Origin of the sequence: Nonomuraea sp. NPDC049714 (genome assembly GCF_044465295.1) — a bacterium.
Classification (GTDB): domain Bacteria; phylum Actinomycetota; class Actinomycetes; order Streptosporangiales; family Streptosporangiaceae; genus Nonomuraea.
The window spans coordinates 1-25,662 of the sequence record NZ_JBITLM010000013.1 but is presented as its reverse complement, the minus strand read 5'-3'; the positions used below and the strand labels follow the sequence as shown (position 1 = coordinate 25,662).

General features: G+C 70.4%; 19 protein-coding genes. 5 read left to right on the top strand and 14 right to left on the bottom strand.

The window, feature by feature from the left end; translation table 11 throughout:
• Positions 1–69 precede the first annotated feature (69 nt).
• Positions 70–2,352, top strand: coding sequence for a xanthine dehydrogenase family protein molybdopterin-binding subunit (locus ACIBQX_RS38655; RefSeq protein ID WP_397013529.1), 2,283 nt, complete (start codon positions 70–72; stop codon positions 2,350–2,352).
• Between the two features lie 43 nt (positions 2,353–2,395).
• Here ACIBQX_RS38655 and ACIBQX_RS38650 read toward each other — a convergent pair whose 3' ends face one another.
• Genes ACIBQX_RS38650 through ACIBQX_RS38635 form a run of 4 tightly spaced genes read right to left on the bottom strand, consistent with a single transcriptional unit; the run spans position 2,396 to position 6,016 of the window.
• The gene (locus ACIBQX_RS38650) at positions 2,396–3,619 is read right to left on the bottom strand and encodes an ABC transporter permease (RefSeq protein ID WP_397013527.1); all 1,224 of its coding nucleotides are present in this window, start codon (positions 3,617–3,619) and stop codon (positions 2,396–2,398) included.
• Complete coding sequence (locus ACIBQX_RS38645) at positions 3,619–4,410, bottom strand: ABC transporter ATP-binding protein (RefSeq protein ID WP_397013525.1); 792 nt, start codon at positions 4,408–4,410, stop codon at positions 3,619–3,621. The genes ACIBQX_RS38650 and ACIBQX_RS38645 overlap by 1 nt, the downstream gene beginning before the upstream one ends.
• Complete coding sequence (locus ACIBQX_RS38640; protein ID WP_397013523.1) at positions 4,407–5,522, bottom strand: peptidoglycan-binding protein; 1,116 nt, start codon at positions 5,520–5,522, stop codon at positions 4,407–4,409. Before ACIBQX_RS38640 ends, ACIBQX_RS38645 begins: the two co-directional genes overlap by 4 nt.
• A complete protein-coding gene (locus ACIBQX_RS38635; RefSeq protein ID WP_397013521.1) occupies positions 5,522–6,016 on the bottom strand; it encodes a hypothetical protein in 495 nt (164 codons plus the stop codon). The genes ACIBQX_RS38640 and ACIBQX_RS38635 overlap by 1 nt, the downstream gene beginning before the upstream one ends.
• A 152-nt stretch (positions 6,017–6,168) precedes the next feature.
• Between ACIBQX_RS38635 and ACIBQX_RS38630 the strand changes: the two genes are divergently transcribed.
• Complete coding sequence (locus ACIBQX_RS38630; protein WP_397013519.1) at positions 6,169–6,825, top strand: response regulator transcription factor; 657 nt, start codon at positions 6,169–6,171, stop codon at positions 6,823–6,825.
• Entirely contained in the window at positions 6,822–8,060 is a 1,239-nt protein-coding gene (locus ACIBQX_RS38625) for a sensor histidine kinase (protein WP_397013517.1), read from the top strand. The genes ACIBQX_RS38630 and ACIBQX_RS38625 overlap by 4 nt, the downstream gene beginning before the upstream one ends.
• Here the strand turns inward: ACIBQX_RS38625 and ACIBQX_RS38620 are convergent.
• The 4 genes from ACIBQX_RS38620 to ACIBQX_RS38605 are packed head-to-tail and all read right to left on the bottom strand — an operon-like array spanning position 8,057 to position 14,636.
• Positions 8,057–9,349 carry an ABC transporter substrate-binding protein gene (locus tag ACIBQX_RS38620; protein WP_397013515.1) on the bottom strand — a complete coding sequence of 431 codons (1,293 nt, stop codon included), beginning with the start codon at positions 9,347–9,349 and terminating at the stop codon, positions 8,057–8,059. The genes ACIBQX_RS38625 and ACIBQX_RS38620 overlap by 4 nt on opposite strands.
• A 22-nt stretch (positions 9,350–9,371) precedes the next feature.
• The gene (locus ACIBQX_RS38615; RefSeq protein ID WP_397013513.1) at positions 9,372–10,196 is read right to left on the bottom strand and encodes a carbohydrate ABC transporter permease; all 825 of its coding nucleotides are present in this window, start codon (positions 10,194–10,196) and stop codon (positions 9,372–9,374) included.
• Complete coding sequence (locus tag ACIBQX_RS38610) at positions 10,186–11,109, bottom strand: carbohydrate ABC transporter permease (RefSeq protein WP_397013511.1); 924 nt, start codon at positions 11,107–11,109, stop codon at positions 10,186–10,188. Before ACIBQX_RS38610 ends, ACIBQX_RS38615 begins: the two co-directional genes overlap by 11 nt.
• Positions 11,106–14,636: a carbohydrate-binding protein gene (locus tag ACIBQX_RS38605; protein ID WP_397013509.1), complete on the bottom strand. Its 3,531-nt coding sequence runs from the start codon at positions 14,634–14,636 to the stop codon at positions 11,106–11,108. The genes ACIBQX_RS38610 and ACIBQX_RS38605 overlap by 4 nt, the downstream gene beginning before the upstream one ends.
• An 801-nt stretch (positions 14,637–15,437) precedes the next feature.
• Between ACIBQX_RS38605 and ACIBQX_RS38600 the strand changes: the two genes are divergently transcribed.
• Entirely contained in the window at positions 15,438–16,016 is a 579-nt protein-coding gene (locus tag ACIBQX_RS38600; protein ID WP_397013507.1) for a hypothetical protein, read from the top strand.
• A gap of 336 nt (positions 16,017–16,352) precedes the next feature.
• Positions 16,353–19,103 carry a SpoIIE family protein phosphatase gene (locus ACIBQX_RS38595; RefSeq protein WP_397013505.1) on the top strand — a complete coding sequence of 917 codons (2,751 nt, stop codon included), beginning with the start codon at positions 16,353–16,355 and terminating at the stop codon, positions 19,101–19,103.
• Between the two features lie 3 nt (positions 19,104–19,106).
• Here the strand turns inward: ACIBQX_RS38595 and ACIBQX_RS38590 are convergent, their stop codons facing one another.
• The 6 genes from ACIBQX_RS38590 to ACIBQX_RS38565 all read right to left on the bottom strand — a co-directional run bounded on the left by ACIBQX_RS38590 (position 19,107) and on the right by ACIBQX_RS38565 (position 25,565).
• The gene (locus ACIBQX_RS38590; RefSeq protein ID WP_397013503.1) at positions 19,107–19,385 is read right to left on the bottom strand and encodes a hypothetical protein; all 279 of its coding nucleotides are present in this window, start codon (positions 19,383–19,385) and stop codon (positions 19,107–19,109) included.
• 127 nt (positions 19,386–19,512) lie between these two features.
• Complete coding sequence (locus tag ACIBQX_RS38585) at positions 19,513–20,424, bottom strand: thiopeptide-type bacteriocin biosynthesis protein (RefSeq protein ID WP_397013501.1); 912 nt, start codon at positions 20,422–20,424, stop codon at positions 19,513–19,515.
• Entirely contained in the window at positions 20,421–21,587 is a 1,167-nt protein-coding gene (locus ACIBQX_RS38580) for a thiopeptide maturation pyridine synthase (protein WP_397013499.1), read from the bottom strand. The genes ACIBQX_RS38585 and ACIBQX_RS38580 overlap by 4 nt, the downstream gene beginning before the upstream one ends.
• A 5-nt stretch (positions 21,588–21,592) precedes the next feature.
• Positions 21,593–24,232, bottom strand: coding sequence for a lantibiotic dehydratase (locus ACIBQX_RS38575; protein WP_397013497.1), 2,640 nt, complete (start codon positions 24,230–24,232; stop codon positions 21,593–21,595).
• A gap of 106 nt (positions 24,233–24,338) precedes the next feature.
• Positions 24,339–24,530: a thiomuracin/GE37468 family thiazolyl RiPP peptide gene (locus ACIBQX_RS38570; RefSeq protein ID WP_397013495.1), complete on the bottom strand. Its 192-nt coding sequence runs from the start codon at positions 24,528–24,530 to the stop codon at positions 24,339–24,341.
• A 141-nt stretch (positions 24,531–24,671) separates the two neighbouring features.
• Positions 24,672–25,565: a hypothetical protein gene (locus tag ACIBQX_RS38565; RefSeq protein WP_397013493.1), complete on the bottom strand. Its 894-nt coding sequence runs from the start codon at positions 25,563–25,565 to the stop codon at positions 24,672–24,674.
• Between the last annotated feature and the right edge of the window lie 97 nt (positions 25,566–25,662).

Genomic DNA, 25,662 nt, shown 5'->3' with positions numbered 1-25,662 from the left:
CGTCCATGGGCCGCACGGTCACCGTGCGGCTCATGGACGCAGGCTCTCGCCGCGCACAGAATCGAGGTCATGGCTGACCACGCGTACGTAGGTTCCAGGACTCCCCGTCTAGAGGACGCCCGGCTCCTGGCCGGACGTGGACGATATGTCGGCAACATCCGGCTGCCCGGCATGGCGTACGCGGTCGTGGTGCGCAGCCCGATCGCGCACGGGCGGCTCGTGGCCTGCGACACCAAGGCGGCGCGGGCCGCCGACGGCGTGCTCGACGTCATCACCCCGGCGGACGCGGCCGGGGTCCGACTCCCCTGTGCCGGGCTGTCGCCGGGGCAGCGGCTGGCGGCCTATCCGGTGCTGGAGGAGGCGATCCGGTACGTGGGCCAGCCGGTCGCGGTCGTCGTGGCCGACACCCCGGAAGCCGCCGGGGACGCCGCCGACCTGGTCGACCTGGAGTTCGACCAGCGGCCCGCGGTCGTCGGCGTGGAGCGCGCGCTGGCCGCCGACGCCACGCTGCTCTACCCCGAGTGGGGCACGAACGTGGTCACCGACTTCCCGATGGGAGACGACTGCGAGGAGGCGATCGGGGCCGCCGAGCATGTGGTCGAGATGACGTTCAGGCTGGGCCGCGTCTCGCCGTACCCGATGGAGACGCGCGGGGTCGTGGCCTCCTACGACGGCGAGGAGCTGACGATCAGGATCTCCACGCAGGCCGCGCACAACGTGCGCGAGCACGCGGCGGACGCGCTGGGGCTCGGTCACGACCGGGTACGGGTGATCGGCGCGGACGTCGGCGGCGGGTTCGGGGCGAAGGAGCACCTCTATCCGGACGAGCTGCTGGCCTGCCTGGCCTCGGTGCGGCTGGCGCGACCGGTGAGCTGGACGGAGTCGCCCGGCGACCGGCTGGTGGCCAGCCTGCCGTCGCGGGCCGCCGTGCACCGGGGGCGGCTGGCGCTGGACGGGGATGGCCGGTTCGTGGCGCTGCACGCCGACATCGTGGCCGATCTCGGGGCGCATCCCTCCAACGTGGGCGCGGGGCCGGCCGCGGTGACGGCCATGCTGCTGCCGGGGCCGTACCGGTTCGACCTGGCGGGGGCCCGGGTGCGCGGCGTGGTCACCACGACCACGCCGACCGGCTCCTATCGCGGGTACGGCCAGCCGGAGGCTGCCTGGACCAGGGAGCGGCTGGTCGACGAGGCCGCACGGCGGCTCGGGCTGGACCCGGTCGAGCTGCGGCTGCGCAACATGCTGCGGCCCGAGGACCTGCCCTGCGGGAACCGGATCTGGCTGACGTACGACTCGGGCGACTATCCGAGGGCGCTGCGCACGCTGCGGGAGCTGGTGACGCCGCCGAGCGGGGACGACGGGCGCAGGAGGGGCGTGGGCTACTCCTGCCATGTGGAGAGCACCGGCATGGGACCGTCCATGGGCCTGAAGGCGTCGGGCATCCAGGAAGGCGGCTACGAGGCCGCGCTGCTGCGGATGAACTCCGACGGGTCGGTGGTGGTGTCGACCGGGTTGTCCGGGATCGGGCAGGGCATCGAGACCGCGCTGGCGCAGATCGCCGCCGACCGGGTGGGGGTGCCGATGGAACGGGTCCGGGTGGTACTGGGGGACACCGCGTCGACGCCGTACTCCCCGGTCGGTTCCATCGCCAGCCGGGCCCTCGCGGTCGGTGGCGCGGCCCTCGGCGAGGCGGCCACCCGGCTGCACGACAAGATCATCGCCCTCGCGGCGCACCGGCTCGAAGCGGCCCCCGGTGACCTGGAGATCGTCGCGTCCGCCGTACAGGTCAAGGGGGATCCGCAGACGGCGCTGCCGCTGCGGGAGATCGCCACGTCGGCGTGGCGCGGCTGGGACCTGCCGGACGGCTTCTCCCCCGGCCTGGAGGAACGGGCGACGTACGACCCGGCCGACTACACCTACGCCTACGGCGCGCACGCGGCGGCCGTCGCCGTCGACCCGGAGACCGGCGCGGTGGAGCTGGAGGGGTACTGGGTGGTCAACGACTGCGGCGTGCAGGTGAACCCGGACATCGTCGAAGGGCAGATCCGGGGCGGGGTGGCGCAGGGCATCGGCATGGCGCTGACCGAGGAGGTCGGCTACGCCGAGGACGGGCAGCCGGTCGTCGACTACCTGCCGCCCACCGCGCACGAGGTGCCCGAGGTGCGGATCGTCTCCCTGGTGACGCCCTCGCCGATCACGCCGGGCGGCATGAAGGGCGTCGGCGAGGCGGGCACGATCGGCCCACCGGCCGCCATCGGCAACGCGGTCGCCGCCGCCGTACCGGAGATCGCGGATCGGATCACCGACACGCCGCTCGCCCCGCAGACCCTCTGGCGGCTGCTGGCCGAGTGATCGGGTCCGTCATGCCCCGTGCGCGGGGCATGACAGACCGGTGCTACGTGGTGGCCAGGGCCTCGGTCGGGGAGAGGCGGGAGGCTCTGACGGCCGGGTAGAGGCCGGCGATGACGCCGATCAGCAGGGTCGCCGCCAGGCCGGCCGCCGTGGCTTCGGCGGGGATCACCGCCTGCCAGCCCTTGACGTAGGCGTAGCCGATGGTGACGCCGGCGCCGATGAGGACGCCGCCCGCGCCGCCCATCGCCGACAGCAGCAGCGACTCGGCGAGGAACTGCGTGCGGATCTGACCCCGGGTGGCGCCCAGTGAGCGGCGCAGGCCGATCTCCGAGCGCCGTTCCAGCACCGAGATGACCATGGTGTTGGCCACCCCGACGCCGCCGACGATCAGCGCGACCGCGCCGACGCCGAGCAGCAGCGCGGTGAACGCCTGGTCGGTGGCCTGCTTGGCGGCGAGCGCGTCCGAGGGGCGGGACACGTCGACCTCGTTGGGCGCCTCCGGGTTCGCGGTGCCGGGCAGCACGTCGCGGACAGCCTCCATCCGCCGCTCGTCGGCGCGGGTGAACAGGGTGGTGGGGTGTCCGTCGAAGTCCAGCACCCGCTCCGCCACCGGCCAGCCGACCATCGCCCCGGTGTCGAGGTCGGCGGCCAGCGCCACCGGGGCCAGGATGCCGACGACGGTGAACCGCTCGCCTCCGATCACCACCTGGGTGTCATGGCCCGCCGTGGTCACGCCGAGCCGCTCGGCGGCGGTCGAGCCGAGCACCACGGCCGGGTAGGTCTGGGTGGCCTCCGTCAGCCAGGCGCCGCTGCGCACGGTCGCGCCCACGGAGTCGAGCAGGTCGAGGCGGGCGGCGTAGGTGGAGATGCCGCCCGTCTGGGCCTGGGGGATCTGCTCGGAGCGGAAGACCTTGGCGTCCTTGATGTACGCGGTGGCCGAGACCGACTCCACCGGGCCGATCCGCTCGATCATCGCCTCGGCGTCCACCGGCATCTTCGCCTCCTCACCGGTGATCGTCTGCCCGGCGGAGACGGTGAGCAGGTTGGTGCCCAGTGCGGAGAGCTGCCGGTCCAGCTCGGCGCCCGAGGACGAGGAGATGCCGACCACGCCGATCATCGCCGCGATGCCGATGGCGATGCCGAGTGCCGACAGGAAGGCGCGCATGGGACGGGTGCGCAGGCCGACGGCGCCGACCCGCAGCACGTCGCGCGGGCCCATCCGGGGCGGCGACAGCCTGGGCCGGTCCAGGTGATCGACGGCCGCCATCACGCAGCCCCGGACCGAGCACGCTCAACGGCCGCCCAAGAGGGGTCCGCGCCGTCCCCATTAGTCGCCGAGTCCGCGACGCCCCCACCAGTCGCCGAGTCCGCGACGCCCCCACCAGTCGCCGAGTCCGCGACGATACGCCCGTCGCGCATCGACACCTGCCGGGGCAGGCCGGCGGCGATCTCCCGGTCGTGCGTGATGATCAGGACGGTCGTGCCCGAGGCGTGCAGGTCGTGCAGCAGCTCCATCACGCCGGCGCCCGAGACCGAGTCCAGGGCGCCGGTCGGCTCGTCGGCCAGCAGCAGCGGCGGGTCGCCGGACACCGCCCTGGCGATGGCGACGCGCTGCCGCTCGCCGCCGGACAGCTCGTGCGGCTCGTGGTCGATCCGGTGCCCGAGGCCGACCCGTTCCAGCGCGACCCTGGCCCGGCGGCGCCGCTCGGCCGGCCCGAGGCCGGCGTAGAGCAGGCCGTCGGCCACGTTGTCCAGCGCCGGGACGTTCGCGGCCAGATGGAACTGCTGGAAGACGAACCCGATCCGGGTCCCCCGCAGCGCGGACAGCTGGTTGTCCGACAGGGCGGAGACGTCGTAGCCGTCGATGCGCACGGTCCCCGACGTGGGGCGGTCCAGCGTGCCGATGGTGTTGAGCATCGTGGACTTGCCCGAGCCGGACGGCCCGACGATGGCGGCCATCTCGCCCCGCGCGATCTCCAGCGTGACCGACGCCAGCGCGGTGACGCCACCGGGATAGACCTTGCTCACCTGCGACAGCGCGATCATGGGGTGGGTCATTTCACGGTCCCCACGGTCATGCCCTCGGCCAGCCCGTCGCCGCTGATCTCGACCCGGCCGCCGGAGAACAACCCCGCCTCCACCGCGACGTACCGGGTGCTGGCGCCCTCGACGACCTCGACGCCGAAGCCGCCCTCGCGCAGCGCCACGAGGGAGACGATCGGCACGGTGAGCACGTCCTCGCGCTTGGCCGCGGTGAAGGTCACGTCCACCGAGGCCTGGTCCAGCCCGGCGGTCGCCTTGCGCGCCTTGGCGCTGATGACGATGAGCGCCTCGACCTTGGTCTCCGGCTCCTCGTTGCCCTCCCCCGGCACGATGACCGTGGCCACTTCAGTGATCTTGCCGGTCACGTCCTCGCCGTCGGGCAGGGTGACGGACACCCGCGCCCCCTGCTTGGCCAGCCGCTGGTCCTCCGCGTCCAGCCGCACGGTGACGACCTTGGTGGTGCCGGTGTGGGAGAGCACCTTCTGGCCGGGCGCGGCCGGCTGGCCGACCTGGCTCTCCAGGGTGTCGACGCGCACCTTGCCGTCGGCGAACACGACCCGGCCGAGCTCGACGACGCCGGTCTCCTCCAGGCCCTGATCGTCCTGCCACTCCATGACCGCCTCGGCCGTGGCCCAGGTGTACTCGTCGTCCACGGTGAAGCCGGTGTAGCCGAGCTCGCTGAGGTTGCGTTCCAGGTTGCGCACGTCCCGGCCCTCCGTGCCGGTCCTCAGGTCCCGGTACGCGGGCGTCCCGCCGTACATGAGCACCACCGGATCGTTGTCGATCTTGTAGAGCGGCTTGCCGCGGGTGATCTGGTCGCCGCTGCCGGGCAGCCAGGTGATCGTGCCGGGCTTGCGGCTGACCGCCGTGGTCGCGGGTCCGTAGCCGAGCTCTCCGTCCGCGTCCAGCGTGTCCTCCAGGGTCTCCTTGGCGATCTGCGTGGTGGCGGGAGGCAGCACGGCGGCGGCGGTCGGCGTCGCGGCACCGCCCTTCAGCAGCCCCGCGTTGCTCGCCGCCACGAGTGCCGCGCCGGCCAGGGCCACCACGGCGAGCAGCCCGACGATCTTCCTCCCGCGCTTGCGAGGGCGGCGCCCGGAGACCTTCTCGTCCAGGGTGGCCGAGGCCATCAAGAACCTCCGAGGTCGAACTGGCACTTCTTCTGGGCCGCCGGGAAGTCGGGGTCGTCGGCGACCTTCTTGGTCATGCGCATGGTGTTGCCCTCAGGGTCGGGGAACTCCTCCACCCCGTTGTCCCGCATGCACTTGGCGAGGGTGCGCATCCGCTCGCCGTTCTGGGGGTTGCCCGCCCCGTCGCCGCCCGACGGCTGCCACTCCTTGCAGGCCTCCCTGGCCTTGTCCATGGCCCCCTCGGAGCCCGGGCCCATCGTCATCCTGACGCCCTGGCCGGGCTTGGGGTCGGGCACGTCGACGCCGTTCTCGCGCATGCACTGCGCCCACTTGAGGCCCCGATCCTCCCTGCTGAGGCTCGGCGCGGCGGAGCCGCCGGTGGTCGGCCGCGCGCCGTCGGCCGACGCCACGTCGGCGCCTCCGTCGCCGCCCGAGCCGCATCCGGCCAGGGCCAGCACGAGCAACGCGGTCACGCCGAGGATTCGTCCTCGCATCGGTGTTCTCCTCGTCCAGCGGCCGGTCCTGTCCCGGCCGTCGGGACAGATGCAACCGAAGGAGCGGTTTCCTCACGGTTTCCATGAGCGCTAACAGCGAACAAACAGGACATGCGCCACCATCGGCCCCAGGTCAAGGGAGGGCACTGGTCATGCGGGTTCTGGTGGTCGAGGACGAGCCGATGCTCGCCGACGCGATAGCCGAGTGGCTGCGCGAGGAGACACACGCGGTGGACACCGCGAACGACGGCGGGGCGGCGCTGCGGCGGCTCGCGGTCAACGACTACGACATCGTGATCCTGGATCGCGACCTGCCGATCGTGCACGGTGACGACGTCTGCCGGGAACTGGTGGCGTCCGAATCCACCGCGCGGGTGCTGATGCTCACCGCCGCCGGGGAGATCGGCGACCGGGTGACCGGGCTGTCGCTGGGCGCCGACGACTACCTCGCCAAGCCGTTCGCCTTCGCCGAGCTCGCCGCCCGCGTGCACGCCCTGGGCCGCCGCTGCCGGCCGGCCGCGCCGCCGGTGCTGCGGCGCGCCGGGCTCACGCTCGACCCGGCCCGCCGCGAGGTCTTCCGGGGAGAGCGGTACGTCCCGCTGTCGAAGAAGGAGTTCGCCGTGCTGGCCGAGCTGATGCGGGCGGAGGGCGCGGTGGTCTCCACCGAGCAGCTGCTGGAGAAGGCGTGGGACGAGAACGCCGACCCGTTCACCGGCGTGGTCCGCCTCACCGTGCTCAAACTGCGCCGCAAGCTCGGCGATCCGCCGGTCGTGCTGACCGTGCAGGGGACGGGGTACCGGATCCCGTGAAGACGCCGCTCACCCTGCGGGCCCGGCTGACCCTGGTCTACGGCGCCCTGTTCCTCGTCGCGGGGATGATGCTCATCGGCGTCTCCTACCTGCTGTTCAACCAGGAGCTCACCCGGCTCTTCGACAACAAGTACGGCTCCGGGCGTGTCCTCAGGCTGCACACTCAGGGCGCTGTGCTCACCCTCGGCCAGGCTCAGCAGCTGATGGAGGATCAGCAGCGGCTCCTGGAGCAACAGGAGCTGGACCTGCGCGCGGCGGCGGTCACCTCACTGCTCGTCCAGGGGACGGTCGCGGTGGTCGTGGTGGGCGGCGCGGCGATCGGCCTGGGCTGGATCATCTCCGGCCGGGTGCTCGCCCCTCTGCACAGGGTGACCGCCACGGCCCGGCGGATCGCCGCCGCGCCGATGGCCGAGCGCGGCCTGCACGAACGGATCGCGCTGGTCGGCCGGCAGGACGAGGTCAAGGAGCTGGCGGACACCTTCGACACCATGGTCGAGCGGCTGGACCACTCCTTCGACGGGCAGCGCAGGTTCGTCGCCAACGCCTCGCACGAGCTGCGCACGCCGCTGACGCTCAACCGGGCGCTGGTCGAGCTGGCCATGCACCGGCGCACCGCCTCCCCGGACGTGAAGCAGCTCGGCGAGAGCCTGCTGGAGATCAACGCCCGCCACGAGCGGCTCATCTCCGGCCTGCTGCTTCTGGCGCGCGCCGAGCACGAGATCGCCGACCGGTCGCCGGTGGACCTGGCCGACGTGGTCTCCCACGTCGTCTCGCAGGTCGCGGCGGAGGCCGAGGCGGAGAACGTCACCGTACGGGAGCAGGCGTTCCCCGCCCCCACCAACGGCGACGCGATGCTGCTCGAACGGCTGGTGCTGAACCTGGTCGAGAACGGCATCCGGCACAACGTCGACGACGGCACCGGCTGGGTGCGCGTCACCAGCAGGACCGTGGCGGGCGGGCAGGTCACGGTCACGGTCAGCAACACCGGGCCCGCAGTCCCGCCGTACGACGTCCTCGAGCTGTTCAAGCCGTTCCGCCGGCTCAACGCCGACCGGCTGGTGACCGGCAAGAGCGCGGGCCTGGGGCTGTCCATCGTCCGCTCGGTGGCGCTGGCGCACGGCGGCGACGTGGTCGCCCGCCCGCGCGACGGCGGCGGCCTGGAGGTGACGGCCTATCTGCCCCCCGCCCGGCCCCGGCCCGAAGTGTTCACGGGCCGGGGAGACGACCTCGGCTAGCCGGCGATCTCCGTGCCGAGTTCCTTGAGGAAGCCCTCGGCGGCCTGCGCCGGGGTCTGCCGCTCGAACAGCACGTCCTGTGTGTAGCGCTGCAGGATCTTCTGCGCGCCGCCGCCACCGGGCGGCGGGGCGGTCGGCACCGAGCCGAGCTCGTCGGCGATGTCCTCGATGTAGGCCTGCGCGAGCTGCTCGCCGGCCGGCAGCTTGTCGGTGATCGCGGCCCGGACCTTGGTGTTGGGCTGCACGCCGCGGTCGGACAGGATGATGTCGCCGGCCTCGGTGGTGTTGGCGAGGAAGTTGACGAACTTCGCCGCCTCCGCCGGGTGCTCGGTGCGCGACGACACCGACCAGAACATCGACGCCTTGTAGTAGTTGCCGTTCTCCGTCGCCTTGCCGGTGACGCTGGGCAGGCGCAGCAGCTTCATCTCCTTGCCGCTGGCCTTGCTGACCGCGTTGAGCTGGTTGGTCCACCAGTAGCCCATGGCGACCTTGTTGGTGGCCAGCATCGACTGGTCCAGCGGCGCGATCATGTCCTGGGTGGTCGCGTCGGCGCTCGGCAGCGCCTTGGCCTTCTGCAGGTCCAGCAGGTTCTGGTACCACGAGGTGACGGTCGGGACGGTCACGCCGAGCTTGCCGTCGGGGGTGTAGAGGGCCTCGCCGTGCTGCCTGGCCCAGACCGAGAGCCCGGCCTCGTCGTTGCCGTACGCCTGGGAGCCGAACACGCCGTCGGACGACTTCTCGGTGATCTGCGCCGCGATCTTGGCGTACTCCTCCCACGTCCACTTCGTGTCGTCGGGCATCTTCACGCCCGCGGCCTCGAACAGGGAGGGGTTGGCCAGGATCGCGTAGGCGTTGACGCCCGCGTTCAGGCCGTACAGCTTGCCGTCGACGTCGCCCGCGCCCAGCGATGCCGGCTCGATGTCCGCCGTCTGCACGTCCTTCTGGGTCTTGAGGTCCAGCAGGGCGCCGCGGTCGGCGTACTCGCGCAGGTAACGCTCGTCCATCTGGATGATGTCCGGGGCGTCGTTGGCGGCGACGGTGGTGGCCAGCTTGTCCCAGTAGCCGTTCCACTCGCCGTACTCGCCCTTGACGACGATGTTCGGGTTGGCCTTCTGGAACGCGTCGATCGCCTTCTGCGTCACCTGGTGCCGGATGTCCGATCCCCACCAGGTGAAGCGGAGCTCGACCTTGCCGTCGGCGGTCTCGCCGCCTGATCCGCCGCCGCACGCGGCCGTGGCCGCGAGAAGCAGTCCGGCCACCGCGAGCCGGGCTAGGGTTCCTGACCGCATCTGAGCACGTCCTTTCTTGGAGCTACTTGCCGCCGGTCGTGGCGATTCCCTTGATCAGGAAGCGCTGGCCGACGAGGAAGGCGAGGAAGACGGGGGCGAGTGACACCACCGACATGGCGAACAGCGACCCCCACGAGGTGCTCGACGTCGCGTCCACGAAGGAGCGCAGGGCGATGGGCACCGTGTACATCTCCGGGTCAGTGAGGTAGATGAGCTGACTGAAGAAGTCGTTCCATGTCCAGATAAAGGTGAAGATCGCCGTGGTGGCAAGGGCCGGGACCATCAGCGGCAGGATCACCCGCAGGAAGATCCGGGCCCGCCCGCAGCCGTCGATCCTGGCCGCCTCGTCCAGCTCACGCGGGATGCCGCGGATGAACTGCACCATGAGGAAGACGAAGAACGCGTCGGTGGCCAGCAGCTTCGGCACCACCAGCGGCAGGAACGTGTTCACCCAGCCGACCTCGGAGAACATCACGTACTGCGGCACGATCAGCACGTGGATCGGCAGCATGATCGTCATCAGCATGATGGCGAACCAGAACTTCTTGCCGATGAACTCCAGCCGGGCGAACGCGTAGGCCGCCATCGAGCACGACACCAGATTGCCGACGATCGCGCCGAGCACCACCAGGGCCGAGTTCATCAGATAGTGGCTGAACGGGTGGCCCAGCGCGTTCCAGCCGAGCGTGTAGTTCTCGATCTCCAGCTCGGTGATCAGCAGCCCCGGCTCGCGGAAGATCTCGTCGCCCGGCCGCAGCGAGCTGACCACCATCCAGATCACCGGGTAGAGCATGACCAGGATGGTCGCCGCGAGCGCGAGGTGCTTGAGCACCGTTCTAATCGTCATAGTGGACCCAGTACTTGGAGGCGACGAAGTTCCCGGCGGTGAAGACTCCGATGATCACCAGCAGCACCCACGCCATCGCGGAGGCGTAACCCATGTCGAACTTCCCGAAGCCGCGTTCGTACAGGTAGAGCGTGTAGAACATGGTGGAGTCCGACGGTCCGCCGGTCCCTCCCGAGACCACGAACGCCTGGGTGAACGCCTGGAAGGCATGGATGATCTGCAGCACCAGGTTGAAGAAGATGATCGGGGTGAGCAGCGGCATGGTGATGTTGCCGAAGCGGCGCAACGGCCCGGCCCCGTCCACGGCCGCCGCCTCGTAGTACATCCGCGGGATCTGCCGGAGCCCGGCCAGGAAGATCACCATGGGTGCGCCGAACGTCCACACGTTCAGCGTGACCAGCGTCCACAGGGCCGACTCCGGGTCGGCGATCCAGCTCCTGCCCTCGACGCCGAACCAGCCGAGCACGTGGTTGATCAGCCCCTCGGCGCCGAACACCTGCCGCCACAGGATGGCGATGGCCACGCTGGAGCCGAGCAGCGACGGCAGGTAGAACACCGAGCGGTAGAACGCCATCCCGCGCAGGCCCCGGTCCAGCACCACGGCCAGCAGCAGCGCGAGCGCGAGTTGCAGCGGCACCGAGACCAGCACGTAGACGAAGGTGACCCGGAGCGAGTTGTGCAACCGCTCGTCCGCGAACATCCGGGTGAAGTTCTCCACCCCGATCCAGGTCGGCGCCTCCAGCAGGTTGTAGTCGGTGAAGGCCAGGTAGAGCGAGGCCAGCATCGGCCCGATCGTGATCAGCACCAGGCCGACCAGCCAGGGGGCGAGGAAGAGGTAGGCGGCCAGGTTCTCGCGCCGGGCCGGTTCGGCCCTGGTCTTGCTGAGCGTGCTCAGCTCACTGATCGCGCTCATCCGACCGTCACCGTCAAGGTGGCCGTCGCCTGCTCGGCGAGGTGGCTGCGCGCCCGCAGGACCGCCGTGCCGCGCTTGACCGCCTGGACCCGGCCGTCCTGCCCGGCGATCAGCACGCCCGGCTCGCTCTCCTGCTCGACGGTCCAGAGCACGTACTTCGCGTCCGCGTAGTACTCCTCGAACCGGACGAACTCCACCGTGTACGTCGCGCTCTCGCCGACGGTGAGCCGGTCCTCGCCGGTCATGGTGAGCGCGGGCGCCGGGGTGAGCAGGATCTGGTCGGTGGCCAGCGTGTACGCGGCCGAGGCGGCGTTCCTGCCGGTCACCGTGTAGCGCAGCACCACGTCCCCGGCGGGCAGGTCGGCCTCCCCGTGCGCGAGCTCGCGATACTGGTAGGCGCCGTCCGAGGGCGGCAGGTAGTGGTCGAACTCCTCGCCCACCGCCGCGCCGCCGATCGTCAGCCTGCCGCGGCCCCGGTCCTTGTGCGCCTTCGCCAGCGACGCGATCGTGTACCGGCCGGCGGCGGGCACCTTGACGGTGTACTCCACCCAGTCCCCCACGGCCCCGGCGCGCAACCCGTGCCAGGCGCCGCCGACCGCCGGGCTCGCCGCCGGGTCGGCGGTGGCGCCCACCTCGCCCTGGGCACCGGTGAACACCTGCTCGGCCTCGAACGCCAGCCGGGGCAGGGTCGCGGTCGGGGTGAGCTTGATGTAGTCGACGCCGACCGCGTAACTGCCGCCGGTGCGCCCGGTCGAGGTGAAGCGGAAGGTGTGCGCCCCCTTGGCCAGCCGCACGTTGCCGTGGCGTCGCTCGCGGAACTCGATGCCCTTGTACATGTTGCGCGGCTGGAAGTGGTTGGACTCCGGTCCGAGGACGGCGCCGTCCACCGACAGCTTGCTGCTGCCGCGCGACTCGTTCTCCTTGTAGCGCACGTCCACCTGGTAGAGGCCGTCGGCGGGCACGTCCACGGTGTACTCGACGCTCTGCCCGGTGCCGGTGAAGCCGGCCAGGATCCACGCGGCGTTGCTGGCGTTCGGCTCGCCGATCTCGGTCAGCGTGGCGGTGGACGCGCGGGGCAGGAACTCCGCCTCGTTGTAGATCGGCTCGGCGAACACGCTCGGCACCGCCACCGGCGGCAGCAGGTCGGCGGCGGGCACGGTCACCGAGGCGCGGCCGGTCCCGTCCAGCTTGACGGTCCTGGGCAGCCCCCGGTCGTGCCGGGGGTCCACGACCACGACCACCGCGTCGGCGCCCGGCGTACCGGTCAGCTCCAGCCGCAGCCGGTTCGCCGCGCCGTTCTCCCGGTACGACGCCACGTTCTCGTCGGCGTAGAGCACCTGGCAGTTCTTGCCGTCGGCACGCTTGATCCAGAACGCCTTGCCCCGCGAGGTGTTGGCCCGCAGGTCGATCGGGAAGCCCTTCAACTGCGCGCCCTGGTACGTGCCCCGATAGGCGTAGGTGTGGGAGCCGTCGTCGTCGAGGGTGATGTCGGCGACCGTGTAGGTGCCGTCGTCGTCGAGCCAGCGCAGGTCGGCGAGCACTGTGGAGGCGTAGCCGCCCTTGCCGGTGGCGATCAGGAGCGCGGTGTCGCGGTCGTCGTCGGTCCACATCCACACGAACGGCCCGGTGCTGGAGTTCCACCGCTCGCCGTCCCAGCCGGCGCCCAGGTAGACAGGGCGGAACGGCTGCTCGGTGAGCGCGACCACGCGCGGGTGCTTGCGCCAGCGGTTGAAGCGGGCCATCAGCTGCGCGCCCGCCTCCGGCCAGGTGCCGGGCTTGCCGGGGTCCTGGCCGAACTTCACGTTACGGACGGCGATGTAGGAGTAGTAGTCCTCCATCCGGCCGGTGATCCGGCCGCCGTTCATGTAGGTGGAGTTCATCGGCAGGTGGCCGAATCCGGTGACGGCGGTGCGCAGCGACAGGTCCTCGCCGGTGATCCCGCCGTTGGCGGTGTTCCAGCCGTTGTAGGCGACATGCATCAGGCTGTTGTTCCGGTCGCCCTGGGTGGGGTGGATGTCCAGCTCGCTGGTGACCTTGGGCAAGAAGTGCGGATATTTCTCGACAAGTTGGTTGAGCAGGCGGCGGCTCAGCACGTTCTTGCGGTAGACGTTGTCGCTCGGGTGGGAGTAGGCCGTCGCCGTCCCGTTCTGCCACCACTCGGTCAGGTCGACCATCTGGTGCGACATCCGATACTGCGTGATCAGCGTCTCGATCTGCGCCCGCTTCTCCGCGATCTGGGCCGGGTCGGCCAGGTCCCGGCCCTTGCCGTGGCCGTCACCGCTCAGGCTGTACCACAGGCCTAACCGCATCCCGTTGCCGGTGACCGTGCCGGAGAACTCCTCCAGGCTGCGGATCGACTTCAGCATCGCGGCGCTCGGCACGATGGTGTCGCGGGTGGTGTTCCACAGGTCGTCCAGCATGACCATGTCGAAGCCGGCCTGCTTCGCCTTGGGGATGATGACGTCGTAGTAGTAGTTGTCGGGCAACGTGTCGCCCGGACCGCCGCGGTAGTCCCAGTCGTTGGTGTTGAACAGCGTGGTGACATCGTTGTAGCGGAACCTTCTGCGGAAGTGCTCCTCCTCGGCCATCTTGGCGTCGATCACGTCCCCGCGGAAGACCGTGAGGTTCACCGACAGATACTCGAACTCCTCGCCCTCGAACAGCACGAGCTGCAGGGACTCCGGGTTCGTGACCACCTTGACGTGGTCGGCCTCGTGCCAGGCGTTGAGCGCGGCGAACGGCGGCAGCATGTAGTCGGCCTGGTCGCCGTTGCCGCGCATGGTCTTCCAGTTGGTCTCCGGGCTGAGGCTCCACCCGTGACCGTCGTCGTACACACTGATGACCTTCTTGGGCAGCTCGGCGCGCTTGCCCGCGGACGAGGTGTCCTCTGGCAGCGGCGCGAGCGCGCCGGTGGTGCTCTTCCAGCGCATGTTCGGCGGGTAGTGCAGCGTGTGCGGCCGGTCGGGGAAGGCCAGGGCGAGCACGGTCGAGTTGGTGATCGTGGTGCGCCGGTCGGTGGCGTCGTTGCGGACCAGCGTGTGGAAGCGCAGCCCCGAGCGTCCGTCGTAGATCTCGAACACCGTCGTCACGGTCACCGCGACCGGGCCGGTGCGCCGGAGCGGGATCCGCAGCTCGCGTCCCACCTTCACCCGGCCCCGCGGCGTGTGCATCCACAGGTCGCCGGTGGTCGGCCGCAGCACCGTCCAGCCGCTGTCGGAGCCGACCGTGTCCTTCCCGTCGAACTCGTACTCGAAGAGCCTGCGGCCACCGGGCGCGGTCTGGTACTCCTGCTCCGCCTGCCTGTTGTACACACTGCTGACCGCGATGCCGCCGCGGCCCTGCTTGACCTCGACGCGCAGCACGTCGTTCTCCAGGCGCCAGGTGTCACCGATGCGCCTGACGGTCGCTCCACGTGCCGCGCCCGGCGCAGCGAGCGCCGGCAGGGTGGCGCCGTCGAGCACGATCGCGCCGGCGAACGCGGCGCCCGTGACACCGAGGAACCGGCGGCGATTCAACGGATCCAACACGATCTCTCCTCGGGGGATTGAAGAGCCGAGCCAGGCTTCCCTCCGGAAAGCGCTTGCCTGGCCCGCAAAGCTAGTTCACTCCACCGGATCACACAAGAGGGAACATAATTGAACAGACCAGAGGTCGCTGCGCACTCAGGGCGGGCATCCACGACGGCCGGAATCCGGCCCGCCACGATCTCGCAGAGGAACACGACTCAACAGGATGAGTTATCGGCCGACCGTCGTCAGAAGCCTCGGCCGGAGAAACACGCTCTCGCCACCGGAAGGCATTGTCAAGAACTAATACGGATTATCAGGATCACGATCCAGCACCGTGGCGGCCTTGCAAGACCCAACATGGAGCAACAAGAACCAACGTCGGCGTCGCGTCCGTCAACGCTCCCAACTCCGTGCCGCTCCGCACGCGCTGGGGTCAGATCGCCTTTGTACGGCGACGCGCGCATTTTTGCGGATTTCATAGGGCGATGCGGCATTTATGACGGCCATCTGCGAAACCTGACCGGCGACAATACGGACTAGAAGCCGTAGTGACAATTTTTCACCCGCTCTTTCCCTGTACCAGGAATTGCGGGGCGGCGTGGCGTTGTGGCGTGGCTCATGACAACTGTAAGCATCGTACCGGTCCCGTTGGCTCGCTCAGCGGGCAGTAACGGCCGCATTCGGCCTGCGGGTCAGTCGCGACCAGGGGTCGCAATCCGAAAGGAACGGTACATGTCCACGCCCATTCCCCGGAAATCAGCCAAAGCCATGCCCGCCCAACCCAAGGCGCGTCACTCGCCGAGGCGAGTCATGTTCGCCATGGCCGGCACCCTTTCGATGGCACTGGTCGCCGTCCTGTCCCCGCCGGTGAGCGCGAATAACGACCATGACCACGACCACGACCATCACCACCATCACCACGACGGACGTTGCAGTCCGCACAACTTCTACAAGGTCCACAGGCTCTCACCACGCAACTTCTTCGTCCCCCGCACCCGGTTCATCGACGGCCCCGGTGGCGAGATGACGGTTTCGGTCACGCGGGAGCACGAAGTCCTCGCCTTCCTCGAGACCGAGAAGGAAAGGACGACGCAGTGGACCGATACCCATGACGTGGTCCGCAGCCTGCGCAGGATGGGCCTTCCGCACCTCGAAGAACGGCACATGGTCTTCACCGGGCACGAGTACACCCAGAAGATCAGCAAGGGCATGTACGGAAACATGTGGTACCGCGTTCTCGGTTACCGCATCGGCTGGTCGGCCTGGCGCGTGCTCGGCACCTGCCGCCACGTCGAGGTCGACCGGGGAATAGCCAACGTGCCCTCCAGGGTGGAAGGCTGGCGGTATTGGGAAACCAAGCACCCGAAGTTCAAGGGCCGCCTGATCTCTCTCAAGTAACGCGGCGAAGCCCATGCTTTCCGGGCCGGACGAGGTCCCGGAATTCATGGGCTTTCACGCGTTCGTTCGCGCGCGGGAATTCGCGAGGCCTCACGCCGCCTGATGTGGGGCCCGCGCACGCCCTGGCAGGGTTGTCGCTGACGGACCCGGCCGTGCTCGCTCGCCGGCCTCCGCGCAGCCGCCCGGTGGCCGCTGCTTCGAGGTTCGGGTCCGTACGATCGCGCCGCTCGGCGAGCTCGCGCGCCCGGCACCCAAGGGAGAAATATCACCATTTGTCATATAGTGTCGAGATTGGGATGAGTTGCACTCGGTCGAGATGCGTCGGGGGTAACCCAAGTGGCACACATCCGAGGTGGCGAGGGGCCCTCCGAGGAGGAGTTCGAGCGGTTCCTTCACGGTGAGCAGGTGGGCCGGAGTGTGCGTCCGGTCATCTTGCGGTCGTGGCGGCGATGTCAGGCCGTCGCGTGCACCCCGGACAAGCTCGGATTCCCCGACCCGGTGGAGATCGACCAGAACGCCTTCCTGGTCCGGGCGGCCCGGCCGATCCTCGATCGCGTGCACCACGTCGTCGAGAACGCGGACGCGGCCCTCCTCCTCGTCGACGACCAGGCGAGACTGGTGCTTCGCTACCTGAGCGACCCCGGGATGAGGAGATACTTCGACAAAGTAGGCGCCGTCCCCGGCACGACGTACGCGGAGTCCGCCGTCGGGACCAACGGCACCGGCACCGCCCTGCGCGAGAGGCGGCTGACCCGCGTCGCCGGCTTCGAGCATCCCGCCACCTGCGTGCAGCCCTTCACCGGCACCGGTGTGCCGATCCTGGACCCGCTCACCGGCCACGCCCTCGGCGTCGTCAGCATCGTCTGCCCCAATGAGCGCGACGACCCGGCGATGAGCATCCTGGTGCAGCAGGTGGCCGAGCGCATCGAGCGGCGCCTGCTGGAGCAGAGCAGCGAGCGCGAACGCGACCTGTTCCAGACGTACCTCAGGGCCGGAGGGCTTACCGGCCCGCCGCCTGCCGAAGGCGCCGGTCACCTCCTGCGTGAGCTGCCGCGCGGTGACCGCTTCCTGCTGGAGGAGAAGGCCGTCGGGCTGATCGCGCTCGGGCGGCGGGCGGCCATCGAGATCCCCCTCTCCCACGGGCGAACCGCCATGCTGCGCGCCGTCCCGACGACCGAGCCCACCGCAGTCACCGGGTCGGCCACCCCGGTCGTCGGCGTCGTCGCGCAGGTGCGGATCCAGGACGGCCCGTGGGAGCCGCTCACCGACGTCCCGGCCCCAGGGGTGGCCGACCTGGTGAACGCGCCACCACTCGTGCCCTCGCCGGCCACGAGCGTCGCCGGCGACGAGTCTCCGGATCCAGGCCTGTTGCTGTTCGGTGAGCCCGGCGTCGGCAAGCTCGCCGTAGCGGCCCGCAAACGCATCAGGCTCCTGTACGAAGCCGCGACGAACATCGGCAGGACGCTCGACGTGGAGCGAACGGCCGAGGAGCTCGCCGAGGCGACGGTCCCCCGGCTGGCCGACCACGTCACGATCGACCTTCACGAGTCCGTCCTGCGCGGGGAGGAGCCCGCCGACCCCGGCACGGGCCTGCGCCGCGTCGCGACCCGCGCCGTACGAGAGAATCTTTTTCCCATCGGCTTGGGGAAACCCGTCCACTATCTGCCGACCTCCCCGCAGGCCGACTGCCTCCTCGACCGGGAGGCCGTGCTGTGGCCGGACTCGCCGGAGAACGCGCCGTCCGGGTACGGAATCGGCTCGCTCATCGCCGTGCCGCTGATCGCCCACGACCGCGTCCTCGGCGTGGCGACCTTCATGCGCCTGGGAGGCTCTGGGCCCTTCGAGGACGACGACGTCTCCATCGCGGTGGAAATGGTGCGGCACGCGGCGGTCTGCGTGGACAACGCCCGCCGTTTCACCCGGGAGCGAACCATGGTCCGGGCTCTGCAGCAGAGCATGCTGCCCCGCAGCCTGCCCGAGCAGACCGCGATCGACGTGGCCCACCGCTACCTGCCCGCGCAGGAGGCGGCCGGCCACGATTGGTTCGACGTCATCTGCCTGTCCGGCGCCCGGGTCGCCCTGGTCGTGGGCGACGTCGCCGACCGGGGCCTGCACGGTGTGGCCACCATGGGCCGCCTGCGCACCGCCGTGGGCAACTTCGCCTCGCTCGACATGCTGCCCGCGGACATCCTGAACCACCTGGACGACCTGGTCCGCCGCCTCAGCCATGAGGAGGCCGACCCCGCCGGCGGCGACGAAGGCCACCTGACCAGGACGACCTGCGCGTACGCGGTCTACGACCCGACCTCGCGGCGCTGCGCCCTGGCCTGCGCGGGCCATCCGCCACCCGCCGTCGTCTACCCGGACGGCTCGGTGGAGTTCCTCGACCTGCCCACGGGGCAGCCGCTCGGGCTCGGCGGCTCCCCCTTCGAAACGGCCGAGGTGGAGCTCCCCGAGGGCAGCATGCTCGTGCTGTACACCAAGGGGCTGCTCGCCGACGACCCCCGCGCCGGAGCGGAACGCCTGCGCCTGGCCCTCGGCCAGGCCAACGGCTCGGCCGAACAGACCGCCACGTCCGTGCTGGCCACCGTGCCGCCCGACGACCTCACCGACGACGTCACGGTGCTGGTCGCCCGGACCCGGGCGCTGGAGCCGGACCACGTCGCCTCCTGGGACCTGGCGTCGGACCCCGCCGTGGTGTCCCGCGTCCGCGGCGAGGTCGCCGGCCAACTGGCCGCCTGGGACTTGGAGCACCTCGCCTTCAACACCGAGCTGATCTTCAGCGAGCTGGTGACCAACGCCATCCGCTACGGCAGCGAACCCATCAGGGCGCGGATGATCCTGGACCGGATGCTGATCTGCGAGGTCTCCGACGCGAGCGAGAGCTCCCCACGCCCACGCCGTGCGGTCGCCACGGACGAGGGCGGGCGCGGACTCTTCCTGGTCGCGCACATCGCCGAGTGCTGGGGCACCCGCTACACGCACCGCGGCAAGGTCATCTGGGCCGAGCAGCCGCTGACCGGCGGTGCGGACGAGCCGGCCGATCTGTCGGCGGCCTTCTCCTTCTTCGCCGACGACGACCTGTGACCGTCAGCCCCGATCAGGGTCGCTCCGCCACGTCTCGAACCGGGGAGCGGGCGCTTCCAGGAACTGCTTCGCCCTGCTCACGCAGTCCGGGCAGACGACCTTCTCCACCGCCCTGGCCGACGCTTCCTGTGTCGGCTCACGCAAGGTGCCCAGCACCGTCATCCCCGGCGGAAGACCCGTCTCAGGGTCGATGGAGACCACCGTGACGCTCTCCGGCACGAAACTGAAGGTGCGCTTGCATACGTAGCATCCGCCGATCGTCGTGATCTCATCGTCTGCCATGTGACCTCCTCTCTAGGACCGTACCTCCCATCCTCTTGCAGGTCGCCTAAGCGCTCCGGGTCCGCGACCAGGCGGACGTGACCGGCGACCGGTCGACGCCCATCAGAGTGTTCACAGGCCCCGGCGGTCACCGCAGGTCGCGGAGGGTGAGGACGGCCATGCGGCGCAGCCGCGCCTCCTGCGTCAGCGAGATGCCCAGCCGGTTGAGGTGCAGATGCAGGCAGCGGTCGAGCGCATGGGCGACGGGTTCGGGGAACTCGGAGGAGAAGGCGCCGGCGAGCCGGAGGGCGGCCAGCCTGTCCCGCAGTGCGCGAATCGAGCGTGACCACGCCAGCGCCGGGATCTGCGGTGCGATGGAGAGGTCCGCGGTGCGTAGCCGTTCGGCCATGGCGGTCAGTTCGTTCCGGGAGCGGGCCCAGGCCGCCTTCTCCTCCGTCGCGTCGGAGGTGTCCGGCTCGGGGCCGTTCGTCATCGTTCCAGCCTGCTTGAGGAGGCGGGCGTCGGCCGGAAGAGACAGCAGCGCGGCCAGGGTCATCACCATCGCCGCCGACACGCGCTCGGGTGGAGGCGCCCACAGGACATCGAGGGCCACCGCCGTGGATTCGCAGAAATGGTGTTCCACGGAGGCCAGCGACGCCCCGTGGCCGAAGGAGAGGTGTTCGGGCGGGTAGGGGATGAACCGGATGGTGTCCGGCGGGAGCAGGCGCCGCTCATACCCGAGATGGCCCTCAAGGGCGGCGAAGTCGGCGGCGAGTCGCGTGTAGTCGGCCGGGTTCATCGGGTGGCGGGACGGCTCGGCGCGAAGGTAGGCGCCGAGCCGACCGCTCACCCGCTCGCGCACCTCGCCGAGGTGCGCGGTGGCGGCCCGCATGCGGAGCCGTACGTGCGGGCCGCCTTCCCAGTAGCGCAGATAGAAGAAGCCGAGGACGAGATCGTCGGCCACGAGTTCGGACATCAGGGGGGCGACCTGGGTCAGCAGAAGTTCGTCGAGGTCGTCGTGCCGGAAGACGTGGGCGCTCACCCATGAGGGTTCGGTCACGGCTGTTCCGGGGGTGACGCGACGCGCGGCCCTGGGTGCTCGGCGACGAACTTCCGCAGGAATTCGATCGCCGACACGTCGTACACGTCCTCGATGGCGTTGGCCGCCAGGTAGCACAGGAGGCCGCGTTCGCGCGGCGCGAGGCCCATCCGGGTCAGGTACGAGTACGTGTTGTTCAGCACCACGCGGTAACGCAGGAACGCGGGGTTGCCGTGTCCCCTTCTCAGGAACTCGTCATTGGTCAGCCCCAGGCGGAGGTACTCGCTGAGGCGCGCCGCCTCGAAGGTGACCCCGTCGGCGGCGGAGAGCGTGGTCAGCACGCCGCTGTCGATGATCGGATCGGCGCGTTCGGCGTGGCGGGTGACCAGCTCGGCCCACTCGCGGACGAACGGGAGCGGCTCGGCGGGGAGGCCGTTCGAGGCGCCGCCGGAAGCGTCATCATGGGTGCCGTCCAGGGTGCGGGCGACGGCGCGCATGCGGCCGACGACCAGGTCACGATGTTCGCGGTACTTCGCCTCGAACGCCGACCGCCAGATGTCGGGCCGGCCGCACGCGTCGAGGAAGCCTTCGGAGTGTGCGCGGAAGGACCCGACGTTGCGCCGCAGCCCGCCCACGGCGTGGGCGGTGGTGAACATCAAGGTCAGCATGAGCAGGTCGAGACGATCCCTCCCCTCCCGGATATGACGTGACATATCCAAATAGAGCTTGTTGCTCTCGATGGAGAAGCCCATGATCAGATCCGCCACCTCCTGGTCTCCCCCCACCGCATGCCGACGGGACTGGAACGGCGGAAAGTCGATCGTGTTGTTGGGGCGCCACGGGGTCAGCGGCCCGATCTCCTGCTCCCGCTCGGCGAGTAGCCGGTGCTCCGGGAGCAGGGCCCGCTCGTCGAGCCGGGTCGTGGACGGATGCTCCCGCAGATAGGCCCCGATCGTTTCCTCGATCGCCGGGCGGATCACCTCGAACCAGTCGTGGTCACGCGCGCGGGCGTTGATCCGAAGGTGCGGCCCCTGGCGCCAGTGCGGGGCGACGAAGACCGCCTCCGTCACCTCCGCCAATCCGTCGAGCAGGGGCGCCACGGCGCCGACCAGCAGCCCGGACTTGTCCTTGTCGTGGTAGTAGACGTGCGCGCTGTGCCACGCGGAATCCGTGCGGACGGACATATCCTTCACCTTTTCGTCAGATCGAAGATGTACTCCGTGACGCGCGAGCCGTGATCGCCGTACCGGGGAAGGTCCGGCATGGCCGGAAGCGCCTCCTCCAGCACCACGAGACGATCCGCATCGTCGAGCACTCGAACGAAGTCCTGGAGCAGGAACCAGTTGGTCACGTCGACGTACACAGGTTTTCTGCTCTTGCCGAGCGAACCGGCGCCGTCGCGCACGCTCACGACCCGGGCGAAGAACTCGCGCGGTATCCCGTGCCCATCGAGCCATCGCGCCAGCCGAACCAGGTAGACGCCCCGATCCTCGCCCTTGCCCGGCGCCGGGAACTCCCCCGCGCGCATGCGCCAGCGCTCCCGCGCCAGCACCACGGCGCCGATCGTGAGCCGCGGCGAGTGCTCCACGGCGATGGACGCCAGGGGTTTCAAACCGCCTCGCAAGGCCCAGCCGGGCATCATCACGGTCGGGTTGCCACCGAAGCCGCGGATCAGGAACGACTGCGCGGGCGGGAGGAACATCTCGGAGGTCAGCCCCAGATGCACCGGACGGATCGCCGAGCCATCGGTACCGCGCAGCACCAGCAGCTCGTGGTCCGGGTCGTACTCGACGCGCAGACTGGTCGGCGGGATCACCGCCTCGGCGTCGTCCCCGCCGGTGAAGGGGTAGTCGATGACCGGCAACACTCGCGGATGGAGGTCGAGATTACTGCCGTGATCGATGCGAATCTCCGCGAGCGTCGTATCCCCGTCACACGGAACGGGGTCAGGAGCCCGATCGCCCGCGGTCGTCAGCAGATGCCGTATCCTCCCCACACCTCTGCACGGCCCCGCCAACACCGAGTTGACGACCAGCCGCGGCCCCTCGGGCGCCGTCATCAGCTGCCCGTATACCGATATCGACGCGGTCGGGCGGATGAAGCCCGGCCAGCAGGCCAGCTCATCCAGCGACCGCGGCGGCAGCGGGTTCCCCTCGCCGGCCTTCTCCTGGGCCGCGTGCAGGAAGTCCCATGCCGTACGGCGAAGCTCGCGGAGCCGCGCCACACGCGGGCCGAGGCCGGAACGGCCACTGGCCGCGTCGCCCCCCTGGCCGAGGAATCTCCGGACCGCGAGCCCCGCGGCGCTGCCGGCCAGCGGCCCCATGTCGTGGACGTGCCGGTAGAACGTGAGAAAGGGCACCGAGCCACCCGGCCCGTACGCCAGGAGGAAGTAGTCGGCGAGGGCGATCTTCAGCGGAAGGCTCAGATCGAGCAGCGCGAGGAAGCGGCGGACGCGGTCCATATCGTCGTGCACCTGCCGCAGGCTCTCGCTCGGCCAGCTCACGACCGGACCCGTGAGCACGTAGCTCTCGTGCACGAGGCGGCGGGATGGCAGGCCGGGCCCGGGCGGTCGTGCGTCGGGCGCCATCCGTTCGGCCAGCCGGTCGACGCCCGCTCGCCAGCGGCGTTTCCCTCCGTCCGGTTGGCGCGCGTACGCGTCCACCGCCTCGGCGATCGCCCTCAGCGACTCCAGCGCCCGCGGTTGATCGCCGGTCGACGCCGAAGGCGCCCGCTCAAGCCAGTCGATCAGCTTGGGCAGTGCGTCGGCGGCCTGATCGGAGAAGGGGGTGCGCTGCTCCACCAGGCCACTGTCGATCAGCGTGCCGAGCAGGTCGTCGACGTGCTCGGCAGCGTCGCGGGAGATCAGCCTTCCGGCCACCTCGCCGCGCGTGGCGCCGGGGACGGACCGGATGAGATCGAGGACCGCGCGCAGGGATTCGCTCGCCGGGACCGAGTTGATGGGTTCGGCGGGGCGGTGGCCGAGGAACCAGACGCGGCCGTCCTCCTCGACGGCAGTCGAGTTGACCCGCAGTGCGACGCCGTCCCGCAGTCCCGGCAGCCGTGCCGACCACTGCCAGAAGGCGTGCAGGAGCAACCGATCCGGTTCGGCGACCCCCGACGTCGGGAGTTCGTCGGAGAACACGGCGGAGGCGCCGTCGGCCCGCCACTGTCCCAGGCCGCTGGCGGTGAATGTCGCGTACGGGCTGGTCTTCATGGCGGCCCGTGCGAGGTACTTGGCGAGCCGGAGCAGCGTCTGCCGGGTGGGCGCGACATCGCCCGGCGCGTCCAGCCACGCGTCCAGGCGCTGCGACAGGTCCGGGCTGCTCTGCGCCAGGCCTTGCCGGAACTCGAAGAGCCGGGTGGCATCGCGCAGCACGGCCGTCTTCTCGGCGAGTTCCCGATCCAGCAGCCCGGAGATCCCCGACCGCGCCCGGGTCAGCCGATCGAGATCGTCGAGCCAGGTGGACACCCGCCCGGCCACCGGCCCAGGGAGGAAATCGACGATCACCGGGGTCCAGACGCGGGGCCGGGGCCTGCGCCCGGCGAAAAGATCACGTCGAAGGGCGACGAGGGCCGGTTTGAGTTCCGGTCGCCGCCCCGCCGCGATCACCTCACGTCCGATCAGCTCGTGCAGGATGTCCGCGAGGCGCGCGCCCTCGGCCGCCACCTGCCCGTCCAGCCGGATCACCTCGTCCACCCGCGACCACGTACGGCGGAAGCGGAGGGCGGCCACGCGCTCCACCGGGATGCCGGCGACGCGCACACCGAACACCGCGCCCGCCGCGTATCCCTCGCCTCGCGGCCCCCGCGCTCCCGAGCCGAGCGTCAAGACAACCCCTCCCTCACCCGTCGTTCGCGACGTCCGGGCGTCCCCGATGCACCGGAGACACCCGGACGCCGCCCGCGGTCACCTGGTGACCGGCAGTTGCCAGAAACTAGAGAACGTCGTCTTCGACGAAACTCGGCGAGCTGTTACAGGGGCACGCACAGGCGCATGTGCACGGCCTGCTCGCGCTGAGCTCGGTCATGCCATGGCCTTCGCTGACACCTTCGATGGGCGCGGCCGCCATCACGCTGATCGACTCGACGGTCAGAGCCGACAGGTCGAACAGGGAACTTTCCTGCATGAATACCTCCTGGTCGTTGGGCCTGTACCGGAACGGGAGCTCACTCGAGACACTTCAGGACAGGCCCGGCGGGGCTCGTTGCATGCGCTCTCCTCTCGATCGGCGCTCCCACGCGGCCGGCGTGGGAAGTGTGGGGAAGTGTCAGGTGGGCCTGTACCGGTCGGCGACCGGCCACAGGTCCCATCGGACGGGGGCGCGGCGCGGAGATCTGCCCACGAGCAGGGCACTGAGGCTGCGACGGCCCGCCCCGCGCAGTCCGAGTGTCGTGTCCGTCGCCTCGCCGCAGACGTCGGAGTGGATTCGGGCCGCGAGCCCGAGCGCGGTAGCGGCGAGGGTGGCGCGGTGGACGAGAACCCCGGACTCGATCATCTGGAGGCGGCACCACATGTCGCCGAACCTCGCGACGCCTTCGAGGGGGTCGCCGACCGGGAGGATCACCGCCGCCGCCTCGCGAAGGGCGAGCGCGGTGAGCGGCCGCACCCGCCCGGCGATCTCGTCGAGTCCCTGCCACGGTACGGCGACGCCGAGCCGGCGGCTCCCCGGGTCGTATCGGTAGCCGCCCGGCGGCACGCCGTCCACCCGCAGCGCCCACGCGTACAGCGCGCAGGTGACCGGCCCTTCGGGCGTGCCCTCCAGATCTCCCGGGTAGCCACCTGCCCCAGCTGCGAGGATGCCCGCGAACACGTCTGAGGGGATGGGCGCCGGCTCGAATCCGGCTGGGGCCGACCTGCGGTGGCCGATGCCCGCGCGCAACCGGACGGGCACCGGCTCCGGCAGCCGTACGGAAGGGTCATCGCCGCCCGGCGGTCCCGGGCCGACAGGGCGAGCGGGTCCCTGGCTCGGGCTCCCGCCTGTCCCCGCCCCGCCGCCCGGAACCGTGGCGGCGGTGTGCAGGGCGGCGAGATACGGCAGCGAGGCGGTCACCGACGGAGGCGGGTCGACCGTCTCGGCGGCCTGCCCGGCGATGAGTTCCCGCGCGCTCGGCGCCGTCCCGGTACGGGCCGGCCTCGGGGCCTGTGATGCCGTCCCCGTCACGCCTAGTGGCCTGTCACTCAACGTCGGTCGGGTAATTGATCTCTGGGCGGTGGACCCGGCAGGCTGGCTACTTCCCTAATGAGGAGGTGGTCATGGC

Coding starts and splice junctions, on each gene's coding strand:
- ACIBQX_RS38620 (WP_397013515.1), bottom strand. CDS start 9,349: ATGCGGTCAGGAACCCTAGCCCGGCTCGCGGTGGCCGGACTGCTTCTC.
- ACIBQX_RS38650 (WP_397013527.1), bottom strand. CDS start 3,619: ATGGCGGCCGTCGATCACCTGGACCGGCCCAGGCTGTCGCCGCCCCGG.
- ACIBQX_RS38570 (WP_397013495.1), bottom strand. CDS start 24,530: ATGCAGGAAAGTTCCCTGTTCGACCTGTCGGCTCTGACCGTCGAGTCG.
- ACIBQX_RS38640 (WP_397013523.1), bottom strand. CDS start 5,522: ATGGCCTCGGCCACCCTGGACGAGAAGGTCTCCGGGCGCCGCCCTCGC.
- ACIBQX_RS38580 (WP_397013499.1), bottom strand. CDS start 21,587: ATGTCCGTCCGCACGGATTCCGCGTGGCACAGCGCGCACGTCTACTAC.
- ACIBQX_RS38655 (WP_397013529.1), top strand. CDS start 70: ATGGCTGACCACGCGTACGTAGGTTCCAGGACTCCCCGTCTAGAGGAC.
- ACIBQX_RS38590 (WP_397013503.1), bottom strand. CDS start 19,385: ATGGCAGACGATGAGATCACGACGATCGGCGGATGCTACGTATGCAAG.
- ACIBQX_RS38600 (WP_397013507.1), top strand. CDS start 15,438: ATGGCCGGCACCCTTTCGATGGCACTGGTCGCCGTCCTGTCCCCGCCG.
- ACIBQX_RS38645 (WP_397013525.1), bottom strand. CDS start 4,410: ATGACCCACCCCATGATCGCGCTGTCGCAGGTGAGCAAGGTCTATCCC.
- ACIBQX_RS38615 (WP_397013513.1), bottom strand. CDS start 10,196: ATGACGATTAGAACGGTGCTCAAGCACCTCGCGCTCGCGGCGACCATC.
- ACIBQX_RS38635 (WP_397013521.1), bottom strand. CDS start 6,016: ATGCGAGGACGAATCCTCGGCGTGACCGCGTTGCTCGTGCTGGCCCTG.
- ACIBQX_RS38610 (WP_397013511.1), bottom strand. CDS start 11,109: ATGAGCGCGATCAGTGAGCTGAGCACGCTCAGCAAGACCAGGGCCGAA.
- ACIBQX_RS38630 (WP_397013519.1), top strand. CDS start 6,169: ATGCGGGTTCTGGTGGTCGAGGACGAGCCGATGCTCGCCGACGCGATA.